At 72.1% G+C, this 14,591-nt stretch carries 14 protein-coding genes; 6 read left to right on the top strand and 8 right to left on the bottom strand.

The annotated features are described in order from the left end of the window. Positions 1–131 precede the first annotated feature (131 nt). Both CLM62_RS18695 and CLM62_RS18690 read left to right on the top strand, forming a co-directional pair. Complete coding sequence (locus tag CLM62_RS18695) at positions 132–557, top strand: helix-turn-helix transcriptional regulator (RefSeq protein ID WP_095751031.1); 426 nt, start codon at positions 132–134, stop codon at positions 555–557. A gap of 58 nt (positions 558–615) precedes the next feature. After that, the gene (locus tag CLM62_RS18690; protein ID WP_095751030.1) at positions 616–1,062 is read left to right on the top strand and encodes a VOC family protein; all 447 of its coding nucleotides are present in this window, start codon (positions 616–618) and stop codon (positions 1,060–1,062) included. 22 nt (positions 1,063–1,084) lie between these two features. Here the strand turns inward: CLM62_RS18690 and cseC are convergent, their stop codons facing one another. The 5 genes from cseC to CLM62_RS18665 all read right to left on the bottom strand — a co-directional run bounded on the left by cseC (position 1,085) and on the right by CLM62_RS18665 (position 5,705). Continuing rightward, a complete protein-coding gene (gene cseC, locus CLM62_RS18685; RefSeq protein ID WP_095751029.1) occupies positions 1,085–2,419 on the bottom strand; it encodes a two-component system sensor histidine kinase CseC in 1,335 nt (444 codons plus the stop codon). Between the two features lie 17 nt (positions 2,420–2,436). Then, complete coding sequence (gene cseB, locus CLM62_RS18680; protein ID WP_095751028.1) at positions 2,437–3,144, bottom strand: two-component system response regulator CseB; 708 nt, start codon at positions 3,142–3,144, stop codon at positions 2,437–2,439. A gap of 100 nt (positions 3,145–3,244) precedes the next feature. After that, positions 3,245–3,844: a hypothetical protein gene (locus CLM62_RS18675; protein WP_095751027.1), complete on the bottom strand. Its 600-nt coding sequence runs from the start codon at positions 3,842–3,844 to the stop codon at positions 3,245–3,247. A gap of 152 nt (positions 3,845–3,996) precedes the next feature. After that, complete coding sequence (locus CLM62_RS18670; RefSeq protein WP_095751026.1) at positions 3,997–4,536, bottom strand: SigE family RNA polymerase sigma factor; 540 nt, start codon at positions 4,534–4,536, stop codon at positions 3,997–3,999. A gap of 239 nt (positions 4,537–4,775) precedes the next feature. Beyond that, positions 4,776–5,705 carry an A/G-specific adenine glycosylase gene (locus CLM62_RS18665; protein WP_095751025.1) on the bottom strand — a complete coding sequence of 310 codons (930 nt, stop codon included), beginning with the start codon at positions 5,703–5,705 and terminating at the stop codon, positions 4,776–4,778. Between the two features lie 113 nt (positions 5,706–5,818). On the opposite strand from CLM62_RS18665, the gene CLM62_RS18660 reads away from it, so the two are divergent. Together CLM62_RS18660 and CLM62_RS18655 are read left to right on the top strand one after the other, a co-directional pair. Then, positions 5,819–7,375, top strand: coding sequence for a sensor histidine kinase (locus CLM62_RS18660; RefSeq protein ID WP_095751024.1), 1,557 nt, complete (start codon positions 5,819–5,821; stop codon positions 7,373–7,375). Continuing rightward, a complete protein-coding gene (locus tag CLM62_RS18655) occupies positions 7,372–8,031 on the top strand; it encodes a response regulator transcription factor (RefSeq protein WP_095751023.1) in 660 nt (219 codons plus the stop codon). The genes CLM62_RS18660 and CLM62_RS18655 overlap by 4 nt, the downstream gene beginning before the upstream one ends. Before the next feature lie 3 nt (positions 8,032–8,034). Here CLM62_RS18655 and CLM62_RS18650 read toward each other — a convergent pair whose 3' ends face one another. Further along, complete coding sequence (locus CLM62_RS18650) at positions 8,035–8,676, bottom strand: phosphatase PAP2 family protein (protein ID WP_179382143.1); 642 nt, start codon at positions 8,674–8,676, stop codon at positions 8,035–8,037. A 175-nt stretch (positions 8,677–8,851) separates the two neighbouring features. Here CLM62_RS18650 and CLM62_RS50090 point away from each other — a divergent pair, with 175 nt between their 5' ends. Further along, the gene (locus tag CLM62_RS50090) at positions 8,852–9,694 is read left to right on the top strand and encodes a hypothetical protein (protein WP_095751021.1); all 843 of its coding nucleotides are present in this window, start codon (positions 8,852–8,854) and stop codon (positions 9,692–9,694) included. A 229-nt stretch (positions 9,695–9,923) separates the two neighbouring features. On the opposite strand, the gene disA is transcribed toward CLM62_RS50090, so the two are convergent. Both disA and radA read right to left on the bottom strand, forming a co-directional pair. Beyond that, positions 9,924–11,048 carry a DNA integrity scanning diadenylate cyclase DisA gene (disA, locus tag CLM62_RS18640; protein ID WP_095751020.1) on the bottom strand — a complete coding sequence of 375 codons (1,125 nt, stop codon included), beginning with the start codon at positions 11,046–11,048 and terminating at the stop codon, positions 9,924–9,926. Positions 11,049–11,129: 81 nt separating this feature from the next. Then, entirely contained in the window at positions 11,130–12,539 is a 1,410-nt protein-coding gene (gene radA, locus CLM62_RS18635) for a DNA repair protein RadA (RefSeq protein WP_095751019.1), read from the bottom strand. A gap of 241 nt (positions 12,540–12,780) precedes the next feature. Here radA and CLM62_RS18630 point away from each other — a divergent pair, with 241 nt between their 5' ends. Next, a complete protein-coding gene (locus CLM62_RS18630; RefSeq protein WP_095751018.1) occupies positions 12,781–14,538 on the top strand; it encodes a hypothetical protein in 1,758 nt (585 codons plus the stop codon). Positions 14,539–14,591: the final 53 nt, after the last annotated feature.

The raw sequence follows: 14,591 nt of genomic DNA, 5'->3' as shown, positions 1-14,591 counted from the left end.
GGGGCTCCGCCTCCGCATCCCCCTGGGCATGGCCCCAGGCCCCCTTCGTCCTGACGGCCTCGTCCTCGAACGCCGGACGGGCTGGTTCTGCCGATCCCGGATTGTCAGTCCCTCGTGCCACCATCGGCCCCATGGACAAGACGCGGCAGGTGCGGCTGGCCAAGGACGCCATGGACCGTGACTGGGCCGACCCGGAGCTCGATCTGGACGCGGTGGCCGCGCACGCGGGGTACTCGCGCTACCACTTCATCCGCGCCTTCAAAGAGGTCTACGGCGAGACCCCCGGCCAGTATCTGACGCACCGCCGCATCGAGCGCGCCGAGGACCTGCTGCGTACCGCGAACCTGTCGGTGACGGAGATCTGCAACCTCGTCGGCTTCAGCAGCCTAGGCACGTTCTCGACCCGGTTCAAGGCGTTGACAGGGCTGACGCCCAGCGAATACCGGGCGAAGCACGTGGGGCGCGGGACCGCCCTCATACCGGGGTGCTACGTCATGCACTGGGCCGGAGGGTTCAGACAGGCTCCCGCACAGCGCAATTCTGGAGAAGCGGACTGACGGCGCCGCTGCCTACGGTGACATGGCAAGCGCGAACGGCAGCCGACAGGAGCACGCCATGATCAAGGGTCTCGCCATCTCGACCGTCTGGGTCCTCGACCAGGACCGGGCCAAGAGGTTCTACACCGAGAAGCTGGGTCTCGAGGTTCGTACGGACATGACGATGGGCGAGGGCGGCATGCGCTGGCTCACCGTCGGTTCCCCGAACCAGCCCGACGTCGAGCTCACGCTGATGGTGCCGAACGGGCCCGGGATGGACCCCGAGTCCGCCGAGATGATCAGGAAGCTGGTGGCCAAGGGGGCGCTCGGCGCCGGGGTGCTCACCACCGACGACATCCACGGCGACTACAAGAAGCTCAAGGACCGAGGCGTGGAGTTCCTGCAGGAGCCGCAGGAGCGTCCGTACGGCACGGAGGCGCTGTTCCGCGACGACTCCGGAAACTGGTTCTCCTTCACCCAGCCGCGCGAGGGCGGCCTCGACACCTCGCAGGACTGGGCGTGCTGAACGCCCCGGCGCTCGCGCCTCGCTACGGCAGCATCGGATAGCTCCCCGTGTTCGTCGGCGCGTGCTCCGGCAGCCACAGCACGGCGACCGCGCCCTCCGCCGGTATGTCCTCCGGTGCGCCGGCCGGCCGTACATTGCGGAAGGTCAGCCGGGCTCCCAGCACCCGGGCCTGCCCGGCCGCGATGGTCAGGCCCAGGCCGTGGCCGCGGCCGGCCCGGTCGGTGCTGCCCGTGCGGAAGCGGCTCGGGCCCTCGGCCAGCAGGTTCTCGGGGAAGCCGGGCCCGTGGTCGCGGACCCGGATGACCCGGCCCTCGACGGTGACCTGGATCGGCGGCTTGCCGTGCCGCGCGGCGTTCGCGAGCAGGTTGAACAGCACGCGCTCCAGTCGGCGCGGGTCGGTCGTGACCTCCGACTCGTGCACCACCCGCACCTCGATGTCGGGGTCCTTCGCCGCCACCCGCCGGCTGACGAACTCACCCAGCATGATGTCCTGCAGCTCGGCCCGCTCGGAGGCGCCGTCGAGGCGGGCCACCTCCAACACGTCCTCGACGAGCGTGCGCATGGCCTTCGCCCGGTCCAGGACCAGTTCCGTCGGACGGCCCGGCGGCAGCAGCTCGGCCGCCGTCAGCAGCCCGGTCACCGGCGTGCGCAGCTCGTGCGCGATGTCGGCGGTGACCCGGCGTTCCGCCTCCAGGCGCTGCTGCAACGCGTCCGCCATCGCGTCCACCGCCCGCGCCAGGTCGTCCGTCTCGTCCCGTACCACCCCGCCGATGGCGTCCCGCACCCGTACGTCCGGCTCGCCCTGGGCGACCTGGTTCGCCGCGGCCGCCGCCTTGCGCAGCCGGCGCGAGAGCTGGCCGCCGATGAGCACGCCGAGCGCGCTGCCGCCGAGGACGACCGCGATGGAGCCGATCACCAGGGCCTGGTCCAGGTCGTTGAGGATGTCCGTGCTGCGGTCGGTGAATCCCGTGTGCAGGGACAGCACGTGCCCGCCCTTGACCGGTACGGCGGCCCAGATGTCCGGCACGCCGTTCGGCCGCTCGGAGACGTAGGTCGCCCGGCGCCCCTGCTCGACCTTCGCCCGCAGCTCCGCCGGCAGCTGAGGGTCGTCGATCTTGACGTTGGGGAAGTTCGGCCGGTCGGCGAGCTCGTAGTTGCGCTGCGCCATCTGGACGCGCAGGTCGGCGAAGTCGCGCGCGTTGTCCAGCATCGAGACCCGGGCCGCGTTGTGCACGACGAGACTGAGCGCGATCGCCACCAGCGCGCCGACCAGCGCGATGGCGGCGCTGAGCTTCCATCTCAGCCCCGTACGCAGGCCCGGACTCTCGGTGGTCGGGCGTCGAAGATTCCCCCGCATACCCCTGATACCCCTGCTCAGGCCTTGAGCTTGTAGCCGAAGCCGCGGACCGTCTCGATCCGGTCCTGGCCGATCTTCGTACGCAACCGCTGCACATGGACGTCGACGACGCGCGTGTCCCCGCCCCAGCCGTAGTCCCACACGCGCTCCAGCAGTTTGTCCCGCGACAGGACCGTGCCCGGCGCGGAGGAGAACTCCAGCAGCAGCCGCATCTCGGTCGGCGTGAGCGCCACCGGCTGTCCGGCCCGGCGGACCTCCATGCCCTCGGTATCGATCTCCAGTTCGCCGAAGGTCAGCAGGCCGCCGTCGGCGCCCGGGGCGGCGGACTCGTCCATGCGGTCGCCGCCGCTCGCGTGCCCGAAGCGGCGCAGCACCGCGCGGATCCGGGCGACCAGGACCGCGCCGTCGAACGGCTTGGTCACGTAGTCGTCGGCGCCCGCCTCCAGGCCGAGCACGACGTCGATCGAGTCGGCGCGCGCCGACAGCATGATCACCGGAACGGTCGACTCGTCACGGATGCGCCGGCACAGGCTGACGCCGTCGAGGCCGGGGACCATGACGTCCAGCAGGGCGATGTCGGGGCGGTTCGCGCGGAACGCCTCCAGGCCCGACAGCCCGTCGGGCATGGCGGTGACCGCGAAGCCGTCCCGCTCCAGGGCGAGTTGGGTGGCCTCGCGGATGACGTCGTCGTCCTCGACGAACAGGACGTGGGTCTGGTCTGCCATCCCGCTGCTCTCAGTCCTCGTGTCGTTGCTCGGTGGTGGTTGCTCAGTGAGTGATCGGATCGGACGGCCCGATCGGTTCACCCCGCCGTGGACCGGCGGGTCAGCTGTCCGGCACCGGCGTGGGGTCGCCCCCGACCGCGTGGCTGTATTCGGTCCGCGTGCTGTACTTCTTCGTGAACCGGTCGGACCTCCAGAGGTACGTGCTCACGACTTCGCCGGACGGACTCGACACCGGGTCGCCCTTCTCATACACCTGTTTGGTCACCACCAGGTAACCGCGGTCGATCTCCGCATAGGCCGGAGGCTCCTCGACCTGGAAGACATTCTGGTACGAACCGTCATCCTCGCGATACACGTACGAACCGATGCCGACCGCGTCCCCGCAGGTCAGCACATTGACGACGACGTCGTCGGTGGATCCTCCGGTCAGATCGCCGTACGACACGTCGACGGGGTACTCGTCGGCGACGCACGGCTTCAGCTCGCGCTTGACCTCCGCGGAGACCCGTGGATCGTCCTTGACGAGCCGGACCGCGTCGACGCGGTCGAGGGTCTTGCTGGGAACGGGCGAGGGCGAGGCGGCGGCGCCCGCGACCGAGTCGGAGCGGGCCGGCCCCTCGTCGCGGGCGCCGGTGCCGCCCGTGCCGCAGGCGGAGACGAAAAGGGCGAGGGCGGCGAGCACGGCCGCCGCCGTGATCACCGCCTGAAAGGTCCCCCGGGCCGGTGTCGGCCCGGGCCCGGGGGGTTCGCTGCCGCCGGATCCGCCGGATCCGTCGGAGTCCCCACCGGTGCCCCCGGTGCCACCGGTGCGCCAGGTGCCACCGGCGCGACCGGTACCACCGGCCTCACTGCCTAGGCCGCGCAACGCTCCCGCTCCTCACGCTCCAGCGCGCGTGCGTCCAGATCGCGGGCTTCCAGCTCCTCGCGGAGCCGGGCGAGCGCCCGGTGCAGCGTGCTCTTGACCGTTCCGGCCGACATGCCGAGGGCGGCGGCCGTCTCCTCCGTGGACATCTGCTCCCAGTGTCGCAGCACCACGACGCTGCGCTGCTTGGGAGCCAGCACCGCCATGATGTCCATCAGCAGGGCGCGGTCCGCGTGCTGCTCGGTGGAGTCGTCGACCGAGGCGTCCGGCAGCTGCTCGGTCGGCACCTCCTCCAGCTTCCGCGCCCGCCACCACTCGGTCCGGGTGTTGATCATCACGCGGCGCAGATAGGCGTCCGCGAGCCGCTTGTCCGCTATGCCGTCCCAGCGGCCGTACGTCCGTACCAGCGCCGTCTGCAGCAGGTCCTGCGCGTCGACCGGGTCCGGTACCAGCCGTCGGGCGCTGCGCAACAGCGCGTCCTGCCGGGTGCGGACGTACTCCTCGAACTCGAGCACCTCGCCCTGCGCCATGTCGACCGCCTCCTGCTCCCCGTTGCCGATCGGCCTGTTCGCCGTCGGTCTCTCCGTCGTCGTCCCCGTCTGCCGGGCACGGGAATGAAGTTACGGAGGCGTTGTCACGAGGCTGTCCGAAGCAGCGCGCGGCTAGCACTCGGCTGTCCGTCGGTTGTGTAACGGAAGGAGGAAAGGGGTAAACGGGCGCACCGAATCACTCCGGTATGGGGTGATTCGGCGTGGGATCAGTCCGGCAGCTAGGTCAACGGCAGCCGATACAAACCACCCGGCAACGGCTCCACCAGACCGTCCGCGACAAGACCGTCCAGGGCCCGCGCACGCTGCACCGGCTCGTGCCACACCTGGTCCAGAGCGGCCTGCGGGACGGGCCGGTGGGCCTCGCGCAGGACGGCGAGCAGCTTGCCGCGTACCTGACGATCAGTGCCGGCGTACGTCTGGCCGCGGCGCGGCGGCCCCTCGTGCTCCGGCTTGCCCGCGAGCCGCCAGGCGCACTGCGCGGCGATCGGACAGCGGTGGCACGTCTCGTTCTTGGCCGTGCACACCAGCGCGCCCAGCTCCATGGAGGCGGCGGCCCAGCGGGCGGCGGTCCGCTCGTCCTCGGGCAGCAGCGCGCGGGCCAGCTTGCGCTCGGCGGCGGTGGTGGCGTTCGGCGGGTACTGCACGCCGGTGACGGCCCGCGCGAAGACCCGGCGGACGTTGGTGTCCAGCACCGCGTGGCGCTGCCCGTACGCGAAGGAGGCGACGGCAGCCGCCGTGTACTCGCCGATGCCCGGCAACGCGAGCAGCTGTGCGTGGTCGGTCGGTACGTCGCCGCCGTGCCGTTCCGCTATGGCGACGGCGGCGCCGTGCAGCCTGAGGGCGCGGCGCGGATAGCCGAGCCGACCCCAGGCGCGGACGGCCTCGCCGGGCGCCTCCTGGGCCAGGTCGGCGGGGCGTGGCCAGCGGGCCAGCCAGTGCTCGTAGACGGGCAGGACGCGGTTCACCGGCGTCTGCTGCAACATGAACTCACTGACCATCACCCCCCACGGTCCGGCCTCCGGCCGCCGCCAGGGCAGGTCACGGGCGTGTTCGTCGAACCAGGAGATGACAGGGGAGTGCAGCGGCTCACCGGGGGCGTCGCCGAGAGGGCTGTCGGTGCTGTGCGAGGGCTTCGTGGGCGCAGTCATGGCCTTCCGATCCTGCCATGCGGGGGCGGGAACTCGGGTGTACCGCCACGGAGCTACCGCACCTGACGATCGACAGAGGTGCCACACCTGCGACCGCTTGTAGCGTCGGACGGATGGAAGGTCCTCGGTTCTGGAGCGTCTGTCTCCTGTGGGTGGCCCTCGCGCTGCCCGCGCTCACGGCGGACGGCCTCGGGCTGAACGAGCCGCGCCCCGTGTGGCAGCAGGCGGCCGGGCTGGGAGTGCTCGCCGCTGCGGTCGCGCTCGCCCGGCGGCGTCCCCTGGTGGCCTTCGGGCTGACGGCCGTACTGAGTCTGCTCGCCGCCCCCGCCCTGTTCACCGTCTCCTACGGCCCCGCCCTCGGCGTCCTCGCCCTGCTGCTCGGTCTGCGGGCGGCCCAGGTGCGTCCGGCGGCGCTGGTCTTCGTCGCGGTCGGCTGCGCCGGCACCGTGAAGATCGCGTTCGTCGGCGTCGACCCGGCACCGGAATGGGTGGTGCTGACAGGCACGCTGCTCTTCGGCTGTGTCTTCCCCTGGCTCGGCGGCCGCTACTGGCGGCAGAGCCGGGAGCTGGCGGCGGCGGGCTGGACGCGGGCCGCCCGCCTGGAGGACGAGCGGCGCGGCGCCGAGGAGCGGGCGCGCCTGCGCGAACGGGCGCGGATCGCCCAGGACATGCACGACTCCCTGGGCCATGAACTCAGCCTGATCGCCTTGCGCGCGGGCGCCCTCCAAGTGGCCGCCGACCTCCCCGACGGGCACCGCGCCGCGGCGGCCGACCTGCGCGCGGCCGCCGCCGACGCCACGGACCGGCTGCACCGCATCATCGGCGTCCTGCGGGAGGACGACGAGCCGGTACCGCTGACGCCGGCGGGCGAGAGCGTCGAAGAACTCGTCGCACGCGCCGCCGAGTCGGGGCTGCCGGTGCGCTGGGAACCGGCCGGATCCGGTACGGCCGTACAGCCGGGCGGGGTCGCCGAGCGGATCCTGCACCGGGTGGTGCGCGAGGCCCTGACCAACGCGGCCCGTCACGCGCCGGGCGCACCGGTGACCGTCGCGGCGGCGGAGGAGGCGGGCGGCACGACCGTCACCGTCACCAACGGGCGGGCCACGCAGAAGAGTTCCCCGTCCGTCGGCGGCTCCGGACTGCTCGGCCTGCGCGTCGCCGTCACGGCGGCCGACGGCGACTTCACGGCGGGCCCGCACGGAGACGGTTTCCGGGTCCGGGCGTACATCCCCCAACAGCCGACGCCGAGGTCACCGCGTACCGCCGTGCCCTCGGCGCCTTTCACACGCGCCCGCCGCCGTGTCGTCGTCGCCATCGCGGCCGCCGCCTGCGCGGGCGTCGTCCTGGTCGGCGGGGCCTTCGGCTGGTACGCGTACACGGAGACGCACTCGGTCCTTCAGCCCGCCGCGTACGCGAAGATGCGCCTGGGCTCCCCGGCCGACGAGATCGCACCCGTGCTCCCGGACCGCACCGTCCGCGACGCCCCCGTCGAACGGGCACCGGCGCAACCCGAGGACACCGACTGCCGCTACTACCGGGCGAGCGGCGAACTCCTCGTCTCCGTCGACCACTTCAGACTGTGCTTCGACGCCGAGGGGCGGCTCGTCGCCAAAGACGTGATCCCCAGGGTCGGCCTGTCCAACGACACACACAAGGAGGTCGCACGGTGATCCGGGTACTGCTGGCCGACGACGAGGCGATGGTCCGCGCGGGAGTGCGGGCCATTCTGGGGAGCAGCGGCGAGACGGAGGTCGTCGCCGAGGCGGGCGACGGGCGCGAGGCGGTCGACCTGGCCCGGGCCCACCGCCCGGACGTGGCCCTGCTCGACATCCGTATGTCGCGCCTGGACGGCCTCGCCGCGGCGGAGGAGATCGTACGGGCGGTTCCCGGTACGGCGGTCGCGATGCTCACCACCTTCTCCGAACAGGATTACGTGGTCCGCGCGCTCGGCGGCGGCGCCACCGGCTTCCTGCTCAAGTCCGGGGACCCGTACGAACTGATCGCGGGCGTACGGGCGGTCGCGGGCGGCGGCGCCTTTCTGTCCCCGAAGGTCGCCCGGTACGTCATCGACGGCCTCGGCGGCAGCGACGGCCGACTGGGACGCGAAGCCGCCGCACGCGCGCGCGTGCGGGAGCTCAGCCCGCGCGAGCGGGAGGTCCTGGGCCTGGTCGGCGCCGGACTGTCCAACCCGGAGATCGCCGCCCGGCTGCACCTCGTCGAGGGCACGGTGAAGGCGTACGTGAGCGCGGTCCTCGAGCGGCTGGAGGTGCGCAACCGGGTGCAGGCGGCGATCGTGGCGTACGAGGCGGGGCTGGTGGAGTCGTGAGGCTCAGCGGTGCCGGTGCGTGGTGTACGACGGCACAGGCGCCGGGCCCGGCCCCGTGAACCACCGTACGGCGGGCGCCGACGAGGCGCGCATCGCCTCGGCCACCCGCGTCGCCGGGCCTGTGCACAGCCGTACGACGGCGAAGGCGACGACCGCTCCGAGGGCGAGCCCCGCGGCCACGTCGTGCGGGTAGTGCACGCCGACGAAGACCCGGGAGAAGGCCATGAGCAGGGCCAGCGAGGCCGTCAGCCGGATGACCGCGCGCCGGACCAGCGCCAGGGCGACGGCAGCGGCGCCCGCGATCGTGGCGTGGTTGCTCGGGAAGGACCAGTCGCCGGGCGGCGGGCAGGCGGCGATCGAGGGGGCCGCTCCGGCGACCGCCCGGCACGGACGCTCCTCCGTGAAACCGGACTTGAGCACCTCACTGCACACATACGCCACAGCCGTGGCCAGAGGTGCAAGGACCGCGATCGCGAAGACGCGAGTGGTCTCGCGGCGGGCCCGCCACCAAGTCGCCCCGCACAGCACGGCGAAGAGCAGGATTCCGGCCTCCGTCCATATTTCGACGGTGTGTTGTACCCACGTAGGGGTGTCGTGGGCGGCGTCGGTGATGTCGCGGTAGAGCTCGGTGTCCTCGAAGTCCATGGTTACGGACCGTAGGCGGCGGGACGATACCGTCACAGCTTGCGATCGTCGTGTGCTTCCCCCGACGAAAGACAGGGGTGGGACCGCCGGTTCCGGGATGATGATCCGGAAAAGTTGTCATCGGGGGCGGCGGGTGGGGCCAGTGAAGTGGCCGATCTCTCGTACAGTTTGCGCCGTGGGATCTCTGCGCAATCCGGTCGGGCCGCTTCCCTCCTCCATCTATTGGCGACGGAGGGTCGTACTGGTGTCTGTGGTCGCCCTGTTGGCGCTGCTGATCACCTGGATCGTCACCTCCGGCGGCGGAGGCGACAAGAACAACGCCAATGGGTCCGACGGCAAGAATCCCTCCCCTTCGACGATCACGCCGGGACCGTCCGGCTCCGGACCGGCGATCAGCCAAGCGCCGGGCGGACGCGACGAGTCGAGCGGCGGGGGCTCCGGTGGGTCGGGGTCGTCCGGGTCCGACGGCGGTGGTACGGGCTCCGGTTCGGGGGACGGTTCCGGTGATTCCGGCTCCGGCGGCACGGACGGTGGCGGTACCGCCGGAGGCGGCACGGAGGGCGGCGCGGGCGGAGGCGTCGGTACGGGCGACACGCTCCCGGCGAGTTCACCGCTGCCCAACTGCACCGCGAGCGTCGTGAAGTTGAGCGTACGCAGCCTGCGCAACACATACTCGCCCGGCCAGACGCCCACGTTGGAGCTGACCGCGACCAACTCCTCCGCCAACGACTGCAAGGTCGATCTCGGGCCGAAGAACGCGGTGTTGACGATTACTCAGGCGGGTGCCGACGACGACTACTGGTCCTCCGCGGACTGCCCCAAGGTCTCCGACAGCCTGGTGTTCCGGGTGCCCGCCGGCAGCAGCATCACGTACAGCGTGCCGTGGGACCGCAAGCCGAGCGCTCCCCAGTGTGCGACGCCTCCGGCGGGGTCGGCCGGGGCGGGGACGTATCTGGTGGAGGCGAAGACGCCTGGGTTCGGGACGGCGCAGGCGTCGTTCGTGCTGGACAACGACTAGGCCCCTTCTGATGGATCTCCGCGGCGTCACGACGCCCGGCACGCTCCCCCACTGCCTTAAGGGCGTGGGCGGTGCCCCCACTCGCCGCACCGCGCGAAAGCCCAAGTAGCGCCGCTACGAGGGCTTCCGCGCGGCACGCCGAGAGCACGCACCGGACGCCGCTCCTTCTCCCACGGAGATCCATCAGAAGGGGCCTAGGTGCTGTTACCGGGCGGGCACAGCCACGCCCTCAGACGTAGCGCTCCAGGATCGACGACTCCGCCAGCCGTGAAAGCCCCTCTCGCACGCTCCGCGCCCGCGCCTCGCCGACCCCGTCCACCGTCTGCAAGTCATCCACGCTGGCAGCGAGCAGCTTCTGCAGACCGCCGAAGTGTTCCACCAGCCGGTCGATGATCGCCCCCGGCAGCCTCGGTACCTTCGCCAGCAGCCGGAAGCCGCGCGGCGACACCGCCGAGTCCAGCGTCTCCGGAGAGCCGGTGTAGCCCAACGCCCGTGCCACCGTGGGCAGTTCGAGGAGCTCCGCATGGGTGAGGGCGTCCAGCTCGGACAGCGCCTCCTCGACCGTGCGGGAGCGCTTGGCCGTGGGCTCGGGGACGTAGTCCCGGACGACCAGTTCGCGCTCGGGCTCCACGCCCGCGATCAACTCGTCGAGCTGAAGGGCCAGAAGACGCCCGTCCGTGCCGAGCTCCACCACGTACTCGGCGATCTCCGTGGCGATACGGCGCACCATCTCCAGGCGCTGGGCCACGGCCGAGACGTCCCGGACGGTCACCAGGTCCTCGATCTCCAGCGCGGACAGCGTGCCCGCGACCTCGTCGAGGCGGAGCTTGTACCGCTCCAGGGTCGCCAGGGCCTGGTTGGCGCGGGACAGGATCGCCGCGGAGTCCTCCAGGACGCGGCGGTGACCGTCCACGTACAGCGCGATCAGACGCATGGACTGGGAGACGGAGACGACGGGGAAGCCGACCTGCTTGCTGACCCGGTCCGCCGTGCGGTGCCGCGTGCCCGTCTCCTCCGTCGGGATCGTCGGGTCGGGGACCAGCTGTACGCCCGCCCGGAGGATCTTCGACAGATCGGAGGACAGCACGATGCCGCCGTCCAGCTTGCACAGCTCCCGCAGCCGCGTCGCGGTGAACTCGACATCCAGGACGAATCCGCCCGTACACATCGTTTCGACCGTCTTGTCGGAGCCGAGCACGATGAGGCCGCCGGTGTTGCCGCGCAGGACTCGCTCGAGGCCGTCGCGCAGGGCCGTGCCGGGTGCCACGGCGCTCAGTGAGGCGCGCATCAGGCCATCGGCACCGGAACTCCCACCGGACTTTCCGGGAGCTGCTGCCCGGTCGTTGGCTGCCACTGCACTCCTCCGGTCGCAGGTTCTGGGACGCCCCCGTTTCGCACACGTGGTTCGTACGGACGGGCGAGACCAGGGCAAAGTCTACCGGCGGTCTTCCTCGTCCCGTGGGGCCTCTCTGCGACGCGAGCGCGGAAGGACCCTCAGGGCGTCCCCTATGTCCGCGACTTCCAGAACCTTCATGCCTGCCGGGATCTTGCCCGGATCGCCCGGCACCAGGGCGTGAGTGAAGCCCAGGCGGTGTGCTTCGGCGAGCCGGCGCTGTACGCCTGTGACCCGTCTGACCTCGCCCGCGAGGCCCACTTCGCCGATCGCGACGAGGTTCTTGGGCAGAGGTGTGTCGCTCGCCGCACTCGCCAGGGCGAGGGCGACGGCCAGGTCCGCGGCCGGTTCCGACAACTTCACACCGCCGACCGTCGCGGAGTAGATGTCCCTTTTGCCCAGGGCGCTGATCCGCCCGCGCTGCTCCAGGACGGCCAGCATCATCGAGACCCGGGAGGTCTCCAGGCCGGACGTGGTCCGCCGGGGGCTGGGGATCTGGGAGTCGACGGTGAGCGCCTGGACCTCGGCCACCAGGGGGCGGCGGCCCTCCAGGGTGACGGTCAGACAGGTCCCGGGCACCGGCTCGGCCCGCCGCGTCAGGAACAGGCCGCTCGGGTCGGTGAGGCCGGTGATGCCCTCGTCGTGCAACTCGAAGCAGCCGACCTCGTCCGTGGTGCCGTAGCGGTTCTTGACGCCTCGCACGAGCCTGAGGCGTGCGTGCCGGTCGCCCTCGAAGTGCAGGACGACGTCCACGAGGTGCTCCAGCAGGCGCGGGCCCGCGATGGCACCGTCCTTGGTGACATGGCCCACAAGGAGCGTGGACATCCCGCGCTCCTTGGAGGCCCGGATCAGCGCCCCTGCCACCTCACGCACCTGCGCCATACCGCCGGGGGCGCCGTCGATCTCCGGGGAGGCCACCGTCTGCACGGAGTCGAGGATCAGCAGGGACGGTTTCACCGCGTCCAAGTGGCCGAGCACGGCTGCCAGATCGGTCTCGGCGGCGAGATACAGGTGGTCGTCGATGGCCTTGATCCGGTCGGCGCGCAGCCGGACCTGGCTCGCCGACTCCTCGCCGGTCACATAGAGCGTGCGGTGTTCGTCACTCGCCGCCTTGGCCGCCACGTCGAGGAGCAGGGTGGACTTGCCGACGCCGGGCTCGCCCGCGACGAGGACCACCGCGCCGGGCACCAGCCCCCCGCCGAGCACCCGGTCCAGCTCGGGCACACCGGTGGAGCGGGCGGTGGCCTGACGGCCGTCGACCTGGCCGATGGGCAGGGCGGAGTTGGTGACGCGCCCCGGCGTCGTCGTACGGACAGCGGGCGCGCCGTACTCCTCGACCGTCCCCCATGCCTGGCACTCGGGGCAGCGGCCGAGCCACTTCGCCGTCTGCCAGCCGCACTCGGTGCAGCGGTAGGACGGTCGGTCCTTGGCGGTCTTCGTACGGGCAGCCATGCGGAAACCGTAACCGCGACCACTGACAACGCGGGCCACGACCCGGTCACGACCCGGCCACCCCGCATGACCCGGCGGCCCCACAGACCCCGCTCACCCCGTGCGAATCAGTCACCACCCGACTCGAACGAGCCGCGGAATCCTGCGTTCCTATCCCCTTATGAGGGATCGTTTCACCCGTACGGAGTAAATGCGTGCAACCAGGGAGAAGGGCCGGTCCGGAGCCGCCTACCGTCCACGGATGATGAGCAGCAGTCCGCAGACCTCGACCCGCTCCACCGGCGCACACCGGGCGCACCGGGAGAGCCGTGACCGAGCGGCGGCGCGCACGCTGGCGCAGCGAACGCCCGCGCGCTACGAGCCGTACCTGGACGGCCTGTTCACCTACTGCCTGTCCGTGCTCTGCGACCACGACGAGGCCGCCGCCGCCCTGGGCGACGCCCTCGCCCTCGCCGAGAAGCGCCGCGGCCCGGACGCGGCAGTGGACCGCAGGGCCTGGCTGTACGCGCTGGCCCGCTGGGCGTGCCTGCGCAAGCTGGCCGAGGCCAAGCAGAAGCGTCAGGCCACGCACGCGGCGGGCCGCGGCAGCGCCGACCCGCGCCAGGCCGCGCAGTCCGCCACCGCACCGGACTGCGAGGAGGTCCAGGAGCAGCGCCGGGGCGAACTCGCCCTGCTCGCCTGGCCGGAGGCCGCCGGCACCACCCCGGAGCAGCGCGAGGCGCTCGAACTCGCCGTCCGCCACCACCTCGTCGTCCATGAGGTGGCCGCCGTCCTCGGCATGGATCTCGCCGCCGCCCGTGAACTGCTCGCCTCCGCCGCCTGCGAGGTCGAGCGCACCCGCGCGGCCCTCGCCGTCGTCGAGACCGGCAGCTGCCCGAGTGTGGCCCGCCTCACCGGCGACAACCAGCTCGTGCTCGGCGCGACCCTGCGCCGCGAGCTCGTCCGGCACGTCGACGACTGTCCGCGCTGCCGCCGTACCGCCGAACGCGCGGTCCCTGGCCGCTGGCCCGGCGCCGCCGTCACCCCCGCCGAGCTGCCCGTTCTCGAGGCGCCCCGCGCCACCTTGCACGTCGCCATGGCACACGGCCCGCGCGCGTGGGGCACCGCGCCACGCTTCGACCGGCGCGGCTTCCCGATGGACCCCAAGGACCGCGCCGCCCGAAGAGACCGCCTACGCGCGCGTGCCGTCACCACGACCGTCGTCGCCACCGTCATCGCCGCCCCCGTGCTCGCCCTGTGGGCCGCCTACCGGGGCACACCGTCCGGCGAGGGCTCCGACGGCCACTCCGCCAGCGCCGGCGAGGCGCACGGCCCCGGCCTGCTCGACGCCGAATCGGCCGATGGCGGCTACTACGAGAACGCCGGCAACGCCGGCCCCCGCCCCGATGGCCGATTCACCAAAGGCGGCACATCCGACGTCTCCGTGGAGGTCATCAGCGTCGTCGGCGCAGGCCGCAAGGGCGCCGGGCACCTGGAGGTGGCGGCCGACAACAGCGGCGACACCACGCTCGTCACCCTCACCGCGACCGGCTCCGCGCCGGTGCGCTGGTCCGCGACCACGGCGGTCTCCTGGCTCTACTTCAGCCAGTCCTCGGGAACGCTGCGGCCGGGCGAGTCGTTGACGATCAAGGTGTACGTCGACCCTCTGCGCGAACCGTCCGGGTACTGGACCGCACAGGTGGCGATCGCACCGGCCGGCGCCGTCGTCTCCATCGAGGGCTACGGCACCGCGCCCAGCCCCTCCGACCCCGGACCCGGTCACGGCCACCACCCAGGCCCCGGCAGCCCCAGCACCCCGCCCTCGTCCGACCCGGACCCCACACCGATGCCCCCGTCGCCCACGGACCCCACCGACCCCACGCCGAGCGACCCGCCCCCGTCCCCCGACCCGGAGCCCACACCCACCGACCCCTCGCCGACCGACCCCACGCCGTCCGACCCGGGCAGCTCGACGCCCCCGCCCACCGACGGCGGCGACCCGAGCCCGTCCACCTCGTAGAAATCCGTAGAAACCCCTAGAAACCGGTAGAAGCCCGTAGAGACCCGTAAAAC

Origin of the sequence: Streptomyces sp. SA15, assembly GCF_002291145.1 — a bacterium.
Taxonomy (GTDB): Bacteria; Actinomycetota; Actinomycetes; order Streptomycetales; family Streptomycetaceae; genus Streptomyces.
Note: the sequence above shows the minus strand (reverse complement) of the source record. Positions and strands in the feature narration are given on the sequence as shown.

Coding starts and splice junctions, on each gene's coding strand:
- CLM62_RS18650 (WP_179382143.1), bottom strand. CDS start 8,676: ATGGACTTCGAGGACACCGAGCTCTACCGCGACATCACCGACGCCGCC.
- cseC (WP_095751029.1), bottom strand. CDS start 2,419: ATGCGGGGGAATCTTCGACGCCCGACCACCGAGAGTCCGGGCCTGCGT.
- CLM62_RS18630 (WP_095751018.1), top strand. CDS start 12,781: ATGATGAGCAGCAGTCCGCAGACCTCGACCCGCTCCACCGGCGCACAC.
- radA (WP_095751019.1), bottom strand. CDS start 12,539: ATGGCTGCCCGTACGAAGACCGCCAAGGACCGACCGTCCTACCGCTGC.
- CLM62_RS18695 (WP_095751031.1), top strand. CDS start 132: ATGGACAAGACGCGGCAGGTGCGGCTGGCCAAGGACGCCATGGACCGT.
- CLM62_RS18660 (WP_095751024.1), top strand. CDS start 5,819: ATGGAAGGTCCTCGGTTCTGGAGCGTCTGTCTCCTGTGGGTGGCCCTC.
- CLM62_RS18670 (WP_095751026.1), bottom strand. CDS start 4,536: ATGGCGCAGGGCGAGGTGCTCGAGTTCGAGGAGTACGTCCGCACCCGG.
- cseB (WP_095751028.1), bottom strand. CDS start 3,144: ATGGCAGACCAGACCCACGTCCTGTTCGTCGAGGACGACGACGTCATC.
- CLM62_RS18690 (WP_095751030.1), top strand. CDS start 616: ATGATCAAGGGTCTCGCCATCTCGACCGTCTGGGTCCTCGACCAGGAC.
- CLM62_RS18665 (WP_095751025.1), bottom strand. CDS start 5,705: ATGACTGCGCCCACGAAGCCCTCGCACAGCACCGACAGCCCTCTCGGC.